The sequence below is a fragment of the Pantoea sp. Ae19-2 genome (assembly GCF_059801205.1).
In genome coordinates, this window is sequence record NZ_JBCHWE010000001.1 from 1511149 (window position 1) to 1525613 (window position 14465).

Annotated in this window: 15 protein-coding genes, 1 tRNA gene and 1 other RNA gene; 7 read left to right on the forward strand and 10 right to left on the reverse strand. The window is 53.9% G+C overall.

What is annotated here, in order from left to right; all coding sequences use genetic code 11:
- Positions 1-5 precede the first annotated feature (5 nt).
- The gene (locus tag AAIE03_RS06965; RefSeq protein ID WP_014593834.1) at positions 6-857 is read left to right on the forward strand and encodes an aldo/keto reductase; all 852 of its coding nucleotides are present in this window, start codon (positions 6-8) and stop codon (positions 855-857) included.
- Between the two features lie 8 nt (positions 858-865).
- On the opposite strand, the gene AAIE03_RS06970 is transcribed toward AAIE03_RS06965, so the two are convergent.
- Both AAIE03_RS06970 and gapA read right to left on the reverse strand, forming a co-directional pair.
- Entirely contained in the window at positions 866-1744 is an 879-nt protein-coding gene (locus AAIE03_RS06970; protein WP_442851423.1) for a D-hexose-6-phosphate mutarotase, read from the reverse strand.
- A gap of 72 nt (positions 1745-1816) precedes the next feature.
- The gene (gene gapA / locus AAIE03_RS06975) at positions 1817-2815 is read right to left on the reverse strand and encodes a glyceraldehyde-3-phosphate dehydrogenase (protein WP_014593833.1); all 999 of its coding nucleotides are present in this window, start codon (positions 2813-2815) and stop codon (positions 1817-1819) included.
- Between the two features lie 340 nt (positions 2816-3155).
- On the opposite strand from gapA, the gene msrB reads away from it, so the two are divergent.
- A complete protein-coding gene (gene msrB, locus AAIE03_RS06980; protein ID WP_013025986.1) occupies positions 3156-3566 on the forward strand; it encodes a peptide-methionine (R)-S-oxide reductase MsrB in 411 nt (136 codons plus the stop codon).
- Between the two features lie 2 nt (positions 3567-3568).
- Complete coding sequence (locus AAIE03_RS06985; protein ID WP_013025984.1) at positions 3569-3850, forward strand: YeaC family protein; 282 nt, start codon at positions 3569-3571, stop codon at positions 3848-3850.
- An 83-nt stretch (positions 3851-3933) separates the two neighbouring features.
- Here AAIE03_RS06985 and pncA read toward each other — a convergent pair whose 3' ends face one another.
- The 3 genes from pncA to sppA all read right to left on the reverse strand — a co-directional run bounded on the left by pncA (position 3934) and on the right by sppA (position 7520).
- The gene (gene pncA / locus AAIE03_RS06990) at positions 3934-4542 is read right to left on the reverse strand and encodes a bifunctional nicotinamidase/pyrazinamidase (protein WP_194761390.1); all 609 of its coding nucleotides are present in this window, start codon (positions 4540-4542) and stop codon (positions 3934-3936) included.
- A 16-nt stretch (positions 4543-4558) separates the two neighbouring features.
- Positions 4559-5572: an asparaginase gene (gene ansA, locus AAIE03_RS06995; RefSeq protein ID WP_498562901.1), complete on the reverse strand. Its 1014-nt coding sequence runs from the start codon at positions 5570-5572 to the stop codon at positions 4559-4561.
- Between the two features lie 85 nt (positions 5573-5657).
- Positions 5658-7520 carry a signal peptide peptidase SppA gene (gene sppA, locus AAIE03_RS07000; RefSeq protein ID WP_194761391.1) on the reverse strand — a complete coding sequence of 621 codons (1863 nt, stop codon included), beginning with the start codon at positions 7518-7520 and terminating at the stop codon, positions 5658-5660.
- Between the two features lie 173 nt (positions 7521-7693).
- On the opposite strand from sppA, the gene AAIE03_RS07005 reads away from it, so the two are divergent.
- The 3 genes from AAIE03_RS07005 (at position 7694) to AAIE03_RS07015 (ending at position 10707) form a co-directional block, all read left to right on the forward strand.
- Positions 7694-8245 carry an NAD(P)H nitroreductase gene (locus AAIE03_RS07005; protein WP_013025980.1) on the forward strand — a complete coding sequence of 184 codons (552 nt, stop codon included), beginning with the start codon at positions 7694-7696 and terminating at the stop codon, positions 8243-8245.
- Positions 8246-8494: 249 nt separating this feature from the next.
- Positions 8495-10411, forward strand: a complete 1917-nt coding sequence (locus tag AAIE03_RS07010; RefSeq protein ID WP_013025979.1) for a DNA topoisomerase III — start codon at positions 8495-8497, stop codon at positions 10409-10411.
- Positions 10411-10707 (forward strand): YnjH family protein, encoded by a 297-nt coding sequence (locus tag AAIE03_RS07015; RefSeq protein ID WP_024472486.1) that lies wholly within the window; start codon positions 10411-10413, stop codon positions 10705-10707. Before AAIE03_RS07010 ends, AAIE03_RS07015 begins: the two co-directional genes overlap by 1 nt.
- 35 nt (positions 10708-10742) lie before the next feature.
- Here the strand turns inward: AAIE03_RS07015 and xthA are convergent, their stop codons facing one another.
- The 5 genes from xthA to AAIE03_RS07040 all read right to left on the reverse strand — a co-directional run bounded on the left by xthA (position 10743) and on the right by AAIE03_RS07040 (position 13405).
- Positions 10743-11549, reverse strand: a complete 807-nt coding sequence (gene xthA / locus AAIE03_RS07020) for an exodeoxyribonuclease III (RefSeq protein ID WP_022623226.1) — start codon at positions 11547-11549, stop codon at positions 10743-10745.
- 112 nt (positions 11550-11661) lie between these two features.
- A non-coding RNA gene (locus AAIE03_RS07025) (RtT sRNA) lies at positions 11662-11774 on the reverse strand.
- A gap of 41 nt (positions 11775-11815) precedes the next feature.
- A tRNA-Tyr gene (locus AAIE03_RS07030) sits at positions 11816-11900 on the reverse strand.
- Between the two features lie 144 nt (positions 11901-12044).
- Positions 12045-12893 carry a formyltetrahydrofolate deformylase gene (gene purU, locus AAIE03_RS07035; RefSeq protein WP_013025975.1) on the reverse strand — a complete coding sequence of 283 codons (849 nt, stop codon included), beginning with the start codon at positions 12891-12893 and terminating at the stop codon, positions 12045-12047.
- Positions 12894-12949: 56 nt separating this feature from the next.
- On the reverse strand, positions 12950-13405 hold the full coding sequence (locus AAIE03_RS07040; RefSeq protein ID WP_014593829.1) for a YchJ family protein: 456 nt from the start codon (positions 13403-13405) through the stop codon (positions 12950-12952).
- Positions 13406-13502: 97 nt separating this feature from the next.
- On the opposite strand from AAIE03_RS07040, the gene rssA reads away from it, so the two are divergent.
- A complete protein-coding gene (rssA, locus tag AAIE03_RS07045; RefSeq protein WP_024471782.1) occupies positions 13503-14414 on the forward strand; it encodes a patatin-like phospholipase RssA in 912 nt (303 codons plus the stop codon).
- Positions 14415-14465: the final 51 nt, after the last annotated feature.

Below are 14465 nucleotides of genomic sequence, written 5' to 3' on the forward strand. Positions count from 1 at the left end.
GTCAAATGGCACAACGTCTCGATGTTGCGGGTCACCAGGGCATCCCGGCTATTGGCCTCGGAACCTGGTACATGGGCGAGGACAGCGCTCGCCGTCAGCAGGAAGTCACAGCGCTTCAGGCGGGTCTGGATGCAGGCCTGAAAATTATCGATACGGCAGAAATGTATGCCGATGGCAGAGCGGAAGAGGTGGTCGGCGAGGCATTAAAAGGGCGCCGCGATAGCGCGCTGCTGGTATCGAAAGTCTACCCATGGAATGCCGGTGAAGATGATGCGATAGCGGCCTGCGAAGCCAGCCTGCGCCGTTTGCAAACCGACCGTATTGATCTCTATCTGCTGCACTGGCGCGGCAGCGTCCCGTTGGAAGAGACGATTCGCGCCATGCAAAGGCTTCAACAGCAGGGGAAGATTGTTCACTGGGGCGTTTCAAATTTTGACAGCGATGATATGGACGAGCTCTGGGCCGAACCCGGGGGCGAAGCATGTGCGACGAATCAGGTCCTTTACCATCTCGCCTCTCGCGGTATTGAGTACGACCTGTTACCGCAGTGTCAGCAGCGTGCTGTGCCGATCATGGCATACTGTCCGTTGGCACAGGCAGGGCGGCTGCGCAGCCATTTGTTTTCTGAGCCCACGCTGGTCGCTTTGGCTCAGCAGAAAGGCGTGACGGTTGCACAGCTGCTTCTGGCGTGGGTAATCCGCGCTCCCGGCGTGATGGCTATTCCTAAAGCCAGTTCCCTTGAGCACGTCCGGGAAAATGCCGCGGCACTGGATATCACCCTGAGTGATGAGGCGTGTTTCCTGATCGACAAGGCTTTCCCGCCACCGCGGCATAAAATGCCCCTGGACGTGGTGTGAATTAAGCGTTAATTCACTTTCCCTTTCAGACGGATCGTGGTGGCCAGCCGGGCCGGTTTTTCGCCCGCGCTGCGTAACGGTTTGCTGATTCGCGCCGTTTCCACGCACACCATGGTTTTATACCCTTCGTTGGGCATGTCCGTCATACTGCAGGAGAGTTCGACGCCGGGGTTCCACGTGACAACGTCACTATGATGGTGGTGATAGACTTCAATCTGGCGCTTTCCAGCCTGATCGTTAATCACCGAACAGTCATTGGCCGAGGTGAAAATACGGTCAACCCGGGTGGTAAAGCGCTGTTTGCCGTCGCCCGTGCCTGGCTGATTGTCGTTAACCTTGTCGATATAGTGCTCACCCAGACCCGACACCTCTACGCCGTTGATATCCGCCACGTTAAAATAGCTGTGCAGGGCGGCGGTGGACGTGTAGTCGCCATAGGCTTCCAGTTCGATCTCACAGTGCTGCCCCAGGCGGAAACGGGCGATTAGCGTGAATTCATGTGGCCACAGCTTTAAGGTTTGCGAGTTACTTTCCAGCACCAGCGTCAAGATAACGCCATCTTCGTTTTCGTCATGGGCGGACAGCGTCCACGACTGGTTACGGGCAAAACCGTGTGCGGGTTCACCTGCGGGGCCAAACCAGGGCCAGCAAATGGGAATGCCGCCTCGAATCGCTTTGCCTGGTGAGAAGGGGCTTTTGTCACTTAGCCACAGGACAGGTTTCTCCCCGCTGGGCTGCCAGGCGATGAGATGCGCGCCCTGTAACGTGATAGCTGCGCGCACGCGGGGATGACTGACGACGATAGTCGGAAGTTCGCCCACCTGACGCTGTGACAGGTAAGGCGTAATCTGTTTAATGACGGGAAGAGAAAAAAGTTTGTCTTGCATGCCCGACTCCTTACGAAAGGGATCAAAAAAAGGGTGACCGAAGTCACCCTTATTCTCTAGTGTCTGGCTGCCTTATTTAGCAGAAACCAGCGCAATCAGGTCGAGAACTTTGTTTGAATAACCGGTTTCGTTATCGTACCAGGAAACCAGTTTAACGAAGTTGTCATTCAGCGCGATACCCGCTTTCGCATCAAATACTGAAGTCAGCACTTCGCCGTTGAAGTCGGTAGAAACCACGTCGTCTTCAACGTAGCCCAGCACGTCTTTCATTTCGCCTTCTGCTGCTGCTTTGATCGCTGCACAGATTTCTTTGTAAGATGCGGCTTTTTCCAGACGAACGGTCAGGTCAACAACAGAAACGTTTGGCGTCGGAACGCGGAACGCCATACCTGTCAGCTTGCCATTCAGTTCTGGCAGCACTTTACCTACGGCTTTGGCCGCACCGGTAGAGGAAGGGATGATGTTCTGAGACGCGCCACGACCGCCACGCCAGTCTTTGTGAGACGGGCCATCAACGGTTTTCTGCGTTGCAGTCGTTGCGTGAACGGTGGTCATCAGACCTTCCACGATACCGAACTTGTCATTGATCACTTTAGCCAGTGGTGCCAGGCAGTTAGTGGTACAAGAGGCGTTAGACACGATGTCCTGGCCCTGGTACTTGTCGAAGTTTGCACCACGAACAAACATTGGGGTGTCATCTTTAGACGGACCGGTCAGAACGACTTTCTTAGCACCCGCAGTGATGTGCTTACGTGCCGTTTCGTCGGTCAGGAAGATACCGGTTGCTTCAGCAACAACGTCAACGCCGACTTCATCCCACTTCAGGTTAGCCGGATCTCTCTCAGCGGTAACGCGGATTTTCTTACCGTTAACAACCAGAGCGCCGTCCTGTACTTCAACGGTGCCGTCGAAGCGGCCGTGAGTAGAGTCGTACTTCAGCATGTACGCCATGTAATCAGCGTCCAGCAGGTCGTTGATAGCAACGATTTCGATGTCAGAGCGCTGTTGAGCAGCACGGAAAACGATGCGACCGATACGGCCAAAACCGTTGATACCTACTTTGATAGTCATATATTCCACCAGCTAGTTGTTAGTGAATAAAAGGTTGGCTGTAAAATTACAAAAACCTTACCAGGCGTCAAGCGGAATCGTGTCAATTGTTGCGACAGGTCAATCCACCAGACAGGAATTATTGGGGCCGCAACCGCTTGCGCTCAGCGGTAAACCGCGTGCTCTGTTGAATCCTTCGCCGAATATATAGGGATATGCCAGAGAAAAGGTGATCGAGTTCACAAATCCACCTAGTGAGATACTGACTGAAGGGTTGAGCACAAAATAAGACCCGATTAATGTTGATCGTTTGTTAGAATACTAGTCGATTTTTACAGAATGACATCCCGGAATTGCTCAAATGCCTAAAGAAACCGCACCCGAAGCAAAAATTGCCCAACTGACTGAGATGCAACGCTATGTGACTCAACAGCGAGGAACGGAGCCGCCTTACAGCGGTGCCCTGCTGCATAACAAGCAGGAAGGGATTTATCACTGCCTGGTCTGCAATGCGCCGTTGTTTTTGTCTGATACCAAGTACGATTCAGGTTGTGGCTGGCCGAGTTTTTATCAGCCGGTAAGCGATGAGGCCATTCGCTATCTGGAAGATAATTCCCATGGTATGCAGCGCATCGAAATCCGCTGTGGCAGCTGTGATGCGCACCTGGGGCATGTTTTCCCGGATGGCCCCCAGCCGACAGGCGAGCGTTACTGCGTCAATTCTGCCTCGCTGAACTTTACAGATCAGCAAGGTGAGGAGACCCAAGGATAATCATGAAACAGCAACTTGAAGCCATGCTTGAAGCCCTGACGCCTGAAATTTATGAGCGTCTGGTTGTGGCCGTTGAAACCGGAAAATGGCCGGACGGTGTAGCGCTTACCCAGCAGCAGCGTGATAACAGCCTGCAACTGGTGATGATGTGGCAGGCACGTCATAACGATGCACCTCAGCATATGACCATCGGAAAAGACGGTGAGATGGTCACCAAATCGAAAAGGCAGCTGAAAGAAGAGTTTGGTATCGAACCAGACGTCACGCGTATCAACCTGCATTAAGTCTGATAAGGTGCTTCTGTCAGGGTGCTGACAGAAGCGTTTAGCGTGGATGACGGGCTGGCACGCTGCCAGCCCGGAGCACATCAGACAATGACCGCACCCTGGGCGGCCATCTGGGCCAGTGCGATGTCGCTGTCTTCAGGATTCAAATTCACCCCGCGGCAGCCTTCGGCGACCACGTCCACCTGATAGCCCAGTTCCAGTGCATCCAGAACGCTGTATTTCACACAGTAATCGGTTGCCAGCCCCAGCATAACCAGATGGCTGATGCCGCGTTCACGTAACCAGCTGTCCAGCTCCGTTTTACGGCGATGGCCGTTATCAAAAAAAGCGCTGTAGCTGTCGACATCCTGATCCTGGCCCTTGTGAAAAACAGCATCGAACAGGCTGCGATCGAGACCAGGATGAAAATCAGCGCCCGCCGAATGCTGAACACCATGATCGGGCCACCAGATTTGAGGCAAACCGTTGAGCTCACCCAGGGTATAAACCGGCTCGCCCGAGACAGAAGCAAAGCTGCCATGATTGGCCGGGTGCCAGTCCTGCAAGGCCACTACGCATTCGCCTCTCTCATGAAAGGCACGGGCATAGCGATTTGCTACCGCGACGGTGTGATCGCCTTCTCTCACGGCCATTGGGCCGCCGGGGCAGAAGTCGTTCTGAATATCGATAATGATCAGTGCCCGTTTCATTCCCGTTTGCTCCGTTTTAGTCTTCTGTCAGTTCGCCACGCAGGTTTTTCTGCATTTTGGCACGGATTTGCTCGCTTGAAAGATCCTGACTTAACAGATAGTGAAGTTTGGTCAGGGCCGCTTCTACCGTCAGATCAAAACCGCTGATCACGCCTGCATGCTCCAGCGCATTGCCCGTCGCGTAGCCACCCATGTTAACTTTGCCGGAAATACACTGCGTCAGGTTAACGACCACAATGCCGCGCTCGCTGGCCTGCTGCAGTTCAGAGAGAAACTCAGCGTTCTGCGGCGCATTACCCACGCCATAAGAGCGCAGAATAAGGGCTTTAACCGGCTGGCGCAGGAAGTTGCGCACCACATCGGCGGAAATGCCGGGGTAAATGGTAACCACGCCAATAGGCTGTGGCGTAATGGTATGAACGATGAGTTCACCTTTCCCCTGTGGCGCGGGTGGCGTGTTCAAACGACGAATGTGGATGCCGGCTTCCAGCAGCGCAGAAAGGTTGGGTGAGGCAAAGGCATTAAACCCGTCAGCATGCGCTTTTGTGGTGCGGTTACCGCGATAGAGCGTGTTATTGAAAAACAGCGTCACTTCATTAACCGGATAGTTAGCGGCGACATAGAGTGAATTCAGCAGGTTTTGCTGACCGTCCGAGCGCAGTTCCGCCAGGGGGATTTGCGAGCCGGTTACGATGACAGGCTTGGCCAGGTTCTCCAGCATAAACGACAGGGCGGAGGCGGTAAAAGCCATGGTATCTGTACCATGCAGAATCACAAAACCATCGTAGCGATCGTAATTACGCCGGATATCTTCGGCAATTGACTGCCAGTCCTGAGGCGTCATATCGGACGAGTCGATCAGGGGCTGATATTCGTGAATCGTAAAGTCAGGCATTTCCGGGCGATGGAATTCCGGCATTTTTGCCAGCTCTTGCTGGAGGTGACCTGAAACCGGAATATAACCTTGAGCGGAACGTTGCATACCGATAGTACCGCCCGTATAGGCAACGTAAATGTTTTTCTTTTGCATAGGTGTACTCAGACTTGCCGTAAAACGCGCAGTATAAGGGCAATGGCAGGGAAAAGCAGCCCGACCAGCGGTCGGGCTGAGAGGTTTATCGCACTTCGCCGCAGGTCAGGCAGAAGGCGTAGCGGTTTTGTGGATCGTTAAGATGGTCGAACAGGCCAGGCTGACGTCGCATCGCACTCATTACGTCGAACATCGGCGCAGGCAGCCAGGCTTTGATCGGGTCAGGCAGAACAGCCTGCACGGAGGCATTCATTTGATTTAGCATCAAATCAATAAAGCCGGGATCTTCCTGGTACCAGTCAAGCTGCGGCTGGGAAACCTTCGCCAGTTCAGCGGCTTTTTTCACTGCGTCATCAAAATCCCCCAGCGCATCGACCAGGCCATTAGCTTTCGCATCACTGCCGGTCCACACATGTCCCTGGGCGATGGCGTCAATTTGCTCCGGCGTTTTGTGACGCGAGGCGGCAACCAGACCAACAAAGTTGTGATAGCCGTTTTCGATGGTCAACTGCATGAGCTGTTGAACCTCGGGGGGCAGCGCCTTAGTGCTGGCGACGTCCGCCAGTGGCGATGTCGCCACGCCGTCCGTGTGCACACCAATGCTGGCCAGACTGTTCTCCAGGGTATTAATTACGCCGAAGATGCCAATAGAGCCGGTCAGGGTACTCGGGCTGGCGATGATGTAGCTGGCTGGCGTTGAAATCCAGTATCCACCGGATGCCGCCATGCCGCCCATTGACACCACTATCGGTTTCCCGGCCGCTTTCGCCGCAGCCAGTTCGGCACGGATGGCCTCCGAAGCCGTCACGCTACCGCCCGGGCTGTTGACCCGAAGAATGATCGCTTTGATTTTCGGATCCAGGCGTGCATCACGAATCTGCGCCGCCGTGGTATCGCCACCGACGTTGCCCGGCGTTTCATCGCCATCCATGATGGCGCCGCTGGCCATGATCACGGCAATATTGCCTTTCTGCTGAGTGGCGTCCGGTTTCACGTTGTAGTCATAAATACTGACGCTGCGATAATCGCTACTCTGCTTATCGAAACCAAAGGTCTTGATTAACATCTGATCGGCATCAGCCCGTGAACCCAGAACGTCGACCAGTTTGTTATCCAGCGCGTATTGACCCGTATCACCTTTAACGGCCTGCAGGCCGGCGATAATGGCCGTTGCACCAGGGAACAGCTGCTCAGGCGTAATCTGACGGTTAGCCGATACGGTGTTCAGGTAATTTTGCCAGAGTTGGCCAACCCAACGGGTATCCGCATCGCGCGCTGCAGGTGACATATCGTCGCGCAGGAAAGGCTCAACGGCAGACTTATAGGTTCCAACACGGAAGACGTGTGAATTGACTTTCAGCTTTTCAAGCAGCGTTTTGTAGTACAACCCGTTGGTGGCGTAACCATGCAGGTCAACCGTACCCTGAGGCGAGAGGTAGATTTTAGTTGCATAGCTTGCAAGGTAGTACTGAGCCTGGCTGTAGCTGTCGCCCAACGCATAAATCGGCTTACCACTTTCCCTGAATTCGCGCAGCGCTTTGCCCACATACTGCAGCGAGGGCTGATCGCCACCGGCAAAGTCACGCAGGTCCAGCACCATGCCTTTGATATTACTGTCATCCTTTGCCTGACGAATCGCATCGACCACGTCAAACAGGGAGTTTTCCTGCAGTCGGTCGCTGCTGGTGCCTAACAGCTGACGGCCAATTTTGCTCAGGCGATTACTGACGGAAGGCTTATCGACCAGCACACCGGTCAGGTCAACTTTTAACGCACCTTGCTGTATGGGAGCAGAATGACTGCCTGAACCACTGACCTGAAGCCAGATCCCGACACACACGACAATTAAAAAAATCAGGAATAAATTAAGAATTAATTCCCTGATAAAGTTCAGCACTCGCCAGATCCCGCGGAACAGGCCAGCAATTATTCGCCACAATGTGCGCATCACACTCTCCATATTGATATAACCGGAAATCGCCGCTTAGCGGTCCAGGTCTCCGTTGACGACCTCATCCTAAAGAGCGGCGAAACAAAAGTCAGCAGGAAATCACCCTGGACTGTTACAAAAAATCCACCTGTGCCAGGATTACGCATGCTTTTACCCCACTGGAGAAAAACATGGATGCACTTGAATTACTGGTTAATCGCCGTTCGGCTTCCCGTCTGGCGGATCCGGCCCCCGGCGGCGAGGCGCTGGATAACATTCTGCGCGCAGCCATGCGCGCGCCCGATCACGGCACATTACAACCGTGGCGCTTTATCATAGTTGAAAACAGTGGACGCGATCGCTTAAGCCAGCTCCTGGAAAAGGCGGCACGTGACAATCAACTGGATGACAAGGCCATCAATAAAGCCAGCCAGGCCCCGTATCGTGCCCCAATGATCATTACGGTTGTGGCCCATTGTGAACTGAACCACAAGGTGCCACGCTGGGAGCAAATTGCATCTGCAAGCTGTGCCGTGATGGCTATGCAAATGGCCGCGGTCGCACAGGGATTTAATGGTATCTGGCGAAGTGGGGCCTGGACTGACGATCCCCAGGTACGCGAGGCCTTTGGCTGCCGTGAGCAGGACGCGATTGTGGGCTTTCTCTATTTAGGCACGCCCCAGCTGAAATCCAACACCACCGTGATACATCCCGACACTGCGCCGTTCGTGCGCTATTTCTGATCGCCCCTGAGCGGGTTTGCGCGGTTATTGTGCGAACAGTTCAGCATTGAACCCGGCGCGCTTATCAGCAGCGCGCCGCCAGGCTACCATAGCGCTGCTTCATCTGGCAGCGCATACTCTCTTCCAGCCTGTGCGCATGATGTAACCGTTCTTTGGACTGAGGCGCAGGCATCATGTTGCCGACTGTTTGTTGACCGGTAGTGCGTTGTCATCATTGTTGTTTGCTGACGTTAAGGATTACCCGATTTAATGCGTTTGTTTATTGCAGAGAAACCCAGCCTTGGACGGGCCATTGCCGATGTACTGCCTAAACCGCACCGGCGTGGTGAGGGCTTTATCGCCTGCGGCAATGACCAGATTGTCACCTGGTGCGTGGGGCATTTACTGGAGCAGGCGCAGCCTGATGTGTACGACAGCCGCTATGCGCGCTGGTCGCTGGTCGATCTGCCGATTATTCCTGAAAAATGGCGTTTGCAGCCGCGTCCTTCGGTGGCAAAACAACTCAAAGTGGTGGAAGGCTTACTGGCCCAGGCCGATGAAGTGGTGCACGCCGGCGACCCGGACAGGGAAGGCCAGCTGCTTGTGGATGAAGTGCTGGATTACCTTCAGCTTCCCGCTGAGAAACGCAGTAAAGTGCAGCGCTGTCTGATTAACGATCTTAACCCACAGGCTGTGGAGCGGGCTATCAACCGGCTGCGTGAGAATCGCGAATTTATTCCCCTCTGCGTGTCCGCGCTGGCGCGAGCACGTGCCGACTGGCTTTACGGTATTAATATGACCCGCGCCTGGACGCTGCTGGGCCGGAATGCGGGCTATGATGGCGTGTTGTCCGTTGGACGCGTACAAACGCCGGTGTTGGGGCTGGTGGTGCGACGGGATGAAGAGATCGCGAATTTCGTCCCGAAGGATTACTTTGAAGTGAAAGCGCACATCGTCACGCCGGATGAGAGCCGGTTTACCGCGAACTGGATCCCCAGTGAAGCCTGTGAACCCTGGCAGGATGAAGAAGGTCGCCTGCTGAAACGCTCCCTGGCGGAACATGTGGTGGCGCGCATCAGCGGTCAGCCCGCTATCGTTACCGCCTACAGTGACAAGCGAGAAAACGACATTGCACCGTTGCCGTTTTCACTCTCCAGCCTGCAAATCGAGGCGGCAAAGCGCTTTGGTTTGAGTGCACAGGCGGTGCTGGACATCTGCCAGCGGCTATATGAAACCCACAAGCTGATCACCTATCCACGTTCTGATAGCCGCTACTTACCCGATGAGCATTTTGCCGGCCGTCATGCGGTGCTCAATGCGATCCAGTCCCATCAATCCGGTCTTATTCCACCAGCAGACTTTGATGCAGATCGAAAAAATCGCTGTTGGGATGACAAAAAAGTGGATGCGCACCACGCCATTATTCCTACCGCGCGCGCCAGCGCAGTGAAGCTTAATGAAAACGAACAGCAGATTTATGGACTGGTTGCGCGTCAGTATTTGATGCAATTTTGTCCGGATGCCGTGTTCCGCAAATGCACTATCGATCTGGATATCGCGGGCGGTAAATTTGTGGCTAAAGCGCGCTTTCTGGCGGAGGCGGGCTGGCGTGCGCTGTTGGGTGGCAAAGAGCGCGATGAAGAAAACGATGGCATGCCGCTGCCTGTTGTAGCGAAAGACGATGAGCTGCTGTGCGAGCGGGGTGAGGTGCTGGCGAAACAGACACAACCGCCACGCCACTTTACCGACGCGACCTTGCTTTCGGCCATGACCGGCATTGCGCGCTTTGTGCAGGATAAAGAATTAAAGAAAGTGCTGCGTGCGACCGATGGTTTAGGAACGGAAGCCACGCGCGCAGGCATTATTGAATTACTGTTCCGTCGTTCGTTTTTGCATAAGAAAGGGCGCTATATTCATTCTACTGATGCAGGCAAAGCGCTGATCCACTCGCTACCGGATCTCGCCGCCAGGCCGGACATGACGGCGCAATGGGAATCAACCCTGACGCGTATCAGTGAAAAGGCCTGTCGCTATGATGAATTTATGCAACCCCTGGTGCAGACGCTGAGCGGGCTTATTCAGCAGGCGCGACAGCAGCCCTCGGGACAGGCGTTTCGTGGTTTACCGTCCACCGGCCAAAAACGTCCACCGCGTAAAGCAGGGCGTAAAACGAAGGAAACTGAATAATGAGTAAATCAGCCTGGCTAATTCTGATTGCAATGGCTGCCTGCAGCCCCGCGCATGCTAACTATCATCAGCAGGGCGCGGCAGGTGGCACCAATACCGATGTGATCGTGGATATGCCACCGGAAGTCTGGACGCAGGGGCAAAACCGTCAGCAAAACTGTCTGCAGTGCTGTATTTTTGAAAACCGAAATTACACAGAAGGCGCAGTGGTGAAATCGGAAGGTGTCCTGCTACAGTGTGCGCGCGATGAGAAGTCGTTGGGAACCAATAATCTGATTTGGAAAATAGTGAAATAAGGACGCGTGGCATTTCACCACGCGTCAGGAGCCTGTCAGAAGCGGAAGGTTGACCAGACCGGCGCATGATCGGACGGTTTTTCCATACCGCGAATCTCGTAATCGATGCCTGTTTCAATACAGTGTGAGGCCAGCCCGGTGCTGGCCAGCAGCAAATCGATACGCAGACCGCGATTGTCATCAAAGCCTTTTGAACGGTAGTCGAACCACGAAAACCGATCGTTAATCTCAGGGTTTTGTGCCCGCCAGGTATCAACAAGGCCCCAGCTGAGCAGGCGATCCATCCATTCACGTTCTTCCGGCAGGAAAGAGCATTTACCGGTACGCAACCAGCGCTTGCGACTGTCTTCTCCAATACCGATATCGAGATCGGTGCTGCTGATATTCATATCACCCATGATCAGCACCGGCTTATCGGCCGCCAGGCTGTCGCTCAGGTAGCTTTGCAAATCGCGATAAAACTTCTCTTTCGCCGGAAATTTTGTCGGATGGTCACGGCTCTCGCCCTGGGGGAAATAGCCGTTAATTACCGTAATATCGCCAATCGGGCTGGGGATCTCCGCCATGATTAACCGACGCTGAGCATCGTCGTCATCGCCCGGGAAGCCGCGTCGCACGGATACCGGCTGGACTTTTGTCAGCAGCGCCACGCCGTAGTGCCCTTTTTGACCATGGTAAAACACGTTGTAGCCTAGCTTAGCCACGTCCTCTAAGGGGAACATATCGTCATGAACTTTGGTCTCCTGCAGTCCGATGACGTCCGGCTGATGTTTTTCTACCAGCGCTTCAAGTTGGTGAGGGCGAGCCCGCAAGCCGTTAATGTTGAATGAAATAAATTTCATGAGATGACCTTCAGCGAATGATAGGCAGGATGGTAGCGATTTTTACAGGAAAAGTCATGGCAGAGCAGGGCAATTTCAGCGAGTGGTGGACAGGCTCAGCCAGAAAGCGGGAAGCGGGTTCAAGAGGATGATTTCACCCTGCGGGCCGCGCTGATGCGCGTTGTCTCGCGATGCTCGACCCGAACCTTAGTCGAAGGTTCTCATCCCTCTCCCCGAAGAAGATGGTAATAAATGTCTTTATTTGGGAGGGCGTGCAATATACGAGATGGTGGTGGGAGAAGGATTCGAACCTTCGAAGTCTGTGACGGCAGATTTACAGTCTGCTCCCTTTGGCCGCTCGGGAATCCCACCAGGGACTGAATTGTTGTGCTCTGAAGCGGGGCGCATCATACCAAATGCGCCATGGCTGTAAAGCGACGACTGGCAAAAGGTGAATCGTTTGCCCACTTTTTGCCCGTAGCGCTGGAATGTCAGCCAATCCAGCGCCGTTTACGCTTAAAGAATAATCGTGCGGTTACCATAAACAAAAACACGCTGGCCCAATACTTTATCCAGCGCGCGGCTCAGCACGTTTTTTTCGACGTCGCGTCCGGCCCGCATCATCTCTTCGGCGGTGTAACTGTGATCGACATTAATCACGTCCTGCATGATGATCGGACCTTCATCAAGGTTATCGTTAACGTAGTGTGCCGTTGCGCCAATGATTTTCACACCACGTTCGTAAGCCTGATGGTAAGGCCGTGCGCCGATAAAGGCCGGCAGGAAAGAGTGGTGAATGTTAATAATCTGATTTGGGTAGCGCTGCACAAAGCCCGGCGTCAGCACGCGCATGTATTTGGCAAGCACCACATAATCGGGCTGATAACGATCAATCTCGTCCGCCATGCGGTTGTCATGCTCTTCGCGCGACAAGCCTTCGTGGCTGACCAGAACAAACGGAATATCGAAACGCTCTACCAGCGAACGCAACGTGTCGTGATTACCGATAACGGCGGCGATTTCCATATCGAGGCCGCCAAACGCACTCTTCATCAGCAGGTCGCCAAGGCAGTGTGCTTCTTTGGTAATGAGAATAACAACACGGCGACGGCCTGCGCTATGCAGTTCACGCACGGAACCTTGCGGAAGGGCACTGTCGAGATCGGCCAGCAGGGTGGTGTCGTTAAAAATCCCCTCCAGCTCTGTGCGCATAAAAAAACGCCCGGTGCGATGGTCAACAAACTCATTGTTTTGCACGATATTCAGTTCGTGCTTGTAACAAATATTGGTGATTTTGGCGATCAGACCTTTTGCATCGGGACAAATGGTTCGTAAAACTTTTCTTTGCATGGTTTGCGCTTGCATCTCAATCAGAGTCCTGTCAAAGCATTAAGGGTAAAACCGTTACGCAGGCAACTGCCTTAGCCGCAACATTTTTTGTATTTTTTATCGGCGCCACAAGGACAGCGATCGTTACGCCCAATGGCGGGCGTCACTCCGTCTACATAGTACCAGCGTTGATCCTCGCGAAGAAAGCGTGAACGTTCGTACATTGCCCGATCGGCGCCGTTTTCACGATAACGGGCGAAAAAAGTCACAAAAGATTCGTCATCATCGCGCCCCGGTTCACGCTGCGTGATGTTCAGGCTCAGCCATTCAGTACCAGCAAAACTTTCAGACAACAGTCCCGCAAGTGCCGGATCGCGCCGGGTAGGATGCCAGGTAGACACGAGGTAGTTGACGTCATGTTTGACATAAGCGCAGTAGCGAGAGCGCATAAGTTGTTCAGCTGATAAGGGAATTTCTGCTCCTTTAACAAAGGGCTGACAACATAGGCTATACTGCTTGCCGCTACAGCAAGGGCAAGATTCGGACACACTTTCTCCTGTTAATCACAGTCGTTGTTGATGATATCGTTTACTTTATCTGACCCATACTTATGACGCTACGTATTGACGCCAGGAACCGAGCAAAATGAGAAAGCAAAAGATTGGATTGGCTCTGGGTTCCGGTGCCGCCAAAGGATGGGCGCATATCGGCGTCATCGAAGCGTTGGAAAGCGCAGGCATTGAAATTGATGTAGTCGCCGGGTGTTCAATCGGTGCCCTGGTCGGTGCGGCTTATGTCAATCACCGCTTGCCCCATATGAAAAAATGGGTCAGCGCTTTTAGCTACTGGGATGTGATCCGCCTGATGGATCTCTCCTGGCAGCGCGGCGGACTCCTGCGCGGTGAACGCGTATTTAACCATGTCCGCCAGTTGATCACGAATGATGCGCTTGAGTCATGCGATAAGCCCTTTGGCGTAGTGGCGACCAACCTGAGCACCGGGCGTGAATTATGGCTCACTGAGGGAGAATTGCATCAGGCGGTTCGCGCTTCCTGCAGTATGCCAGGTTTATTACCACCGGTCGGCTACAATGGATATTGGCTGGTAGACGGTGCCGTGGTGAATCCGGTGCCGGTTTCGCTAACGCGCGCACTGGGCGCTGATGTGGTTATTGCCGTCGATCTTCAACACGATGCGCACCTGATGCAGCCTGATTCAATGGTGCTGACGCCGCAGAGTTCTGAAGAGCATGCCGCGGCTGTCGCACTGAATCTTGACTGGCGCGGAAAGCTGCGCCAGAGGCTGGTCAGTTTTACCCAGCGACGGGCATCACAAGTGCCGGGCGCGATGGAGATCATGGCAACATCCATTCAGGTCCTGGAAAATCGCCTGAAGCGAAACAGGATGGCAGGCGATCCGCCCGATGTGCTCATCCAGCCGTTTTGTCCACAAATATCCACGTTGGATTTTCATCGTGCAGAAGAAGCTATTGCGGCTGGGAAGGTTGCCGTTGAGAAACAAATGGATGAATTATTACCGCTGGTCCGTAGAAGATAATCTGGTTGTTCACGCACAGATGTTACTTCGGTCTATTCTGAAAGGCGCAAC

Bases quoted from the DNA above. Each gene is read 5' to 3' on its own strand.
- gapA (WP_014593833.1), bottom strand. From the start codon at position 2,815: ATGACTATCAAAGTAGGTATCAACGGTTTTGGCCGTATCGGTCGCATC.
- AAIE03_RS07015 (WP_024472486.1), top strand. From the start codon at position 10,411: ATGAGTAAATCAGCCTGGCTAATTCTGATTGCAATGGCTGCCTGCAGC.
- xthA (WP_022623226.1), bottom strand. From the start codon at position 11,549: ATGAAATTTATTTCATTCAACATTAACGGCTTGCGGGCTCGCCCTCAC.
- rssA (WP_024471782.1), top strand. From the start codon at position 13,503: ATGAGAAAGCAAAAGATTGGATTGGCTCTGGGTTCCGGTGCCGCCAAA.
- AAIE03_RS07005 (WP_013025980.1), top strand. From the start codon at position 7,694: ATGGATGCACTTGAATTACTGGTTAATCGCCGTTCGGCTTCCCGTCTG.
- AAIE03_RS06970 (WP_442851423.1), bottom strand. From the start codon at position 1,744: ATGCAAGACAAACTTTTTTCTCTTCCCGTCATTAAACAGATTACGCCT.
- AAIE03_RS06985 (WP_013025984.1), top strand. From the start codon at position 3,569: ATGAAACAGCAACTTGAAGCCATGCTTGAAGCCCTGACGCCTGAAATT.
- sppA (WP_194761391.1), bottom strand. From the start codon at position 7,520: ATGCGCACATTGTGGCGAATAATTGCTGGCCTGTTCCGCGGGATCTGG.
- pncA (WP_194761390.1), bottom strand. From the start codon at position 4,542: ATGAAACGGGCACTGATCATTATCGATATTCAGAACGACTTCTGCCCC.
- AAIE03_RS07010 (WP_013025979.1), top strand. From the start codon at position 8,495: ATGCGTTTGTTTATTGCAGAGAAACCCAGCCTTGGACGGGCCATTGCC.
- purU (WP_013025975.1), bottom strand. From the start codon at position 12,893: ATGCAAGCGCAAACCATGCAAAGAAAAGTTTTACGAACCATTTGTCCC.
- msrB (WP_013025986.1), top strand. From the start codon at position 3,156: ATGCCTAAAGAAACCGCACCCGAAGCAAAAATTGCCCAACTGACTGAG.
- ansA (WP_498562901.1), bottom strand. From the start codon at position 5,572: ATGCAAAAGAAAAACATTTACGTTGCCTATACGGGCGGTACTATCGGT.
- AAIE03_RS06965 (WP_014593834.1), top strand. From the start codon at position 6: ATGGCACAACGTCTCGATGTTGCGGGTCACCAGGGCATCCCGGCTATT.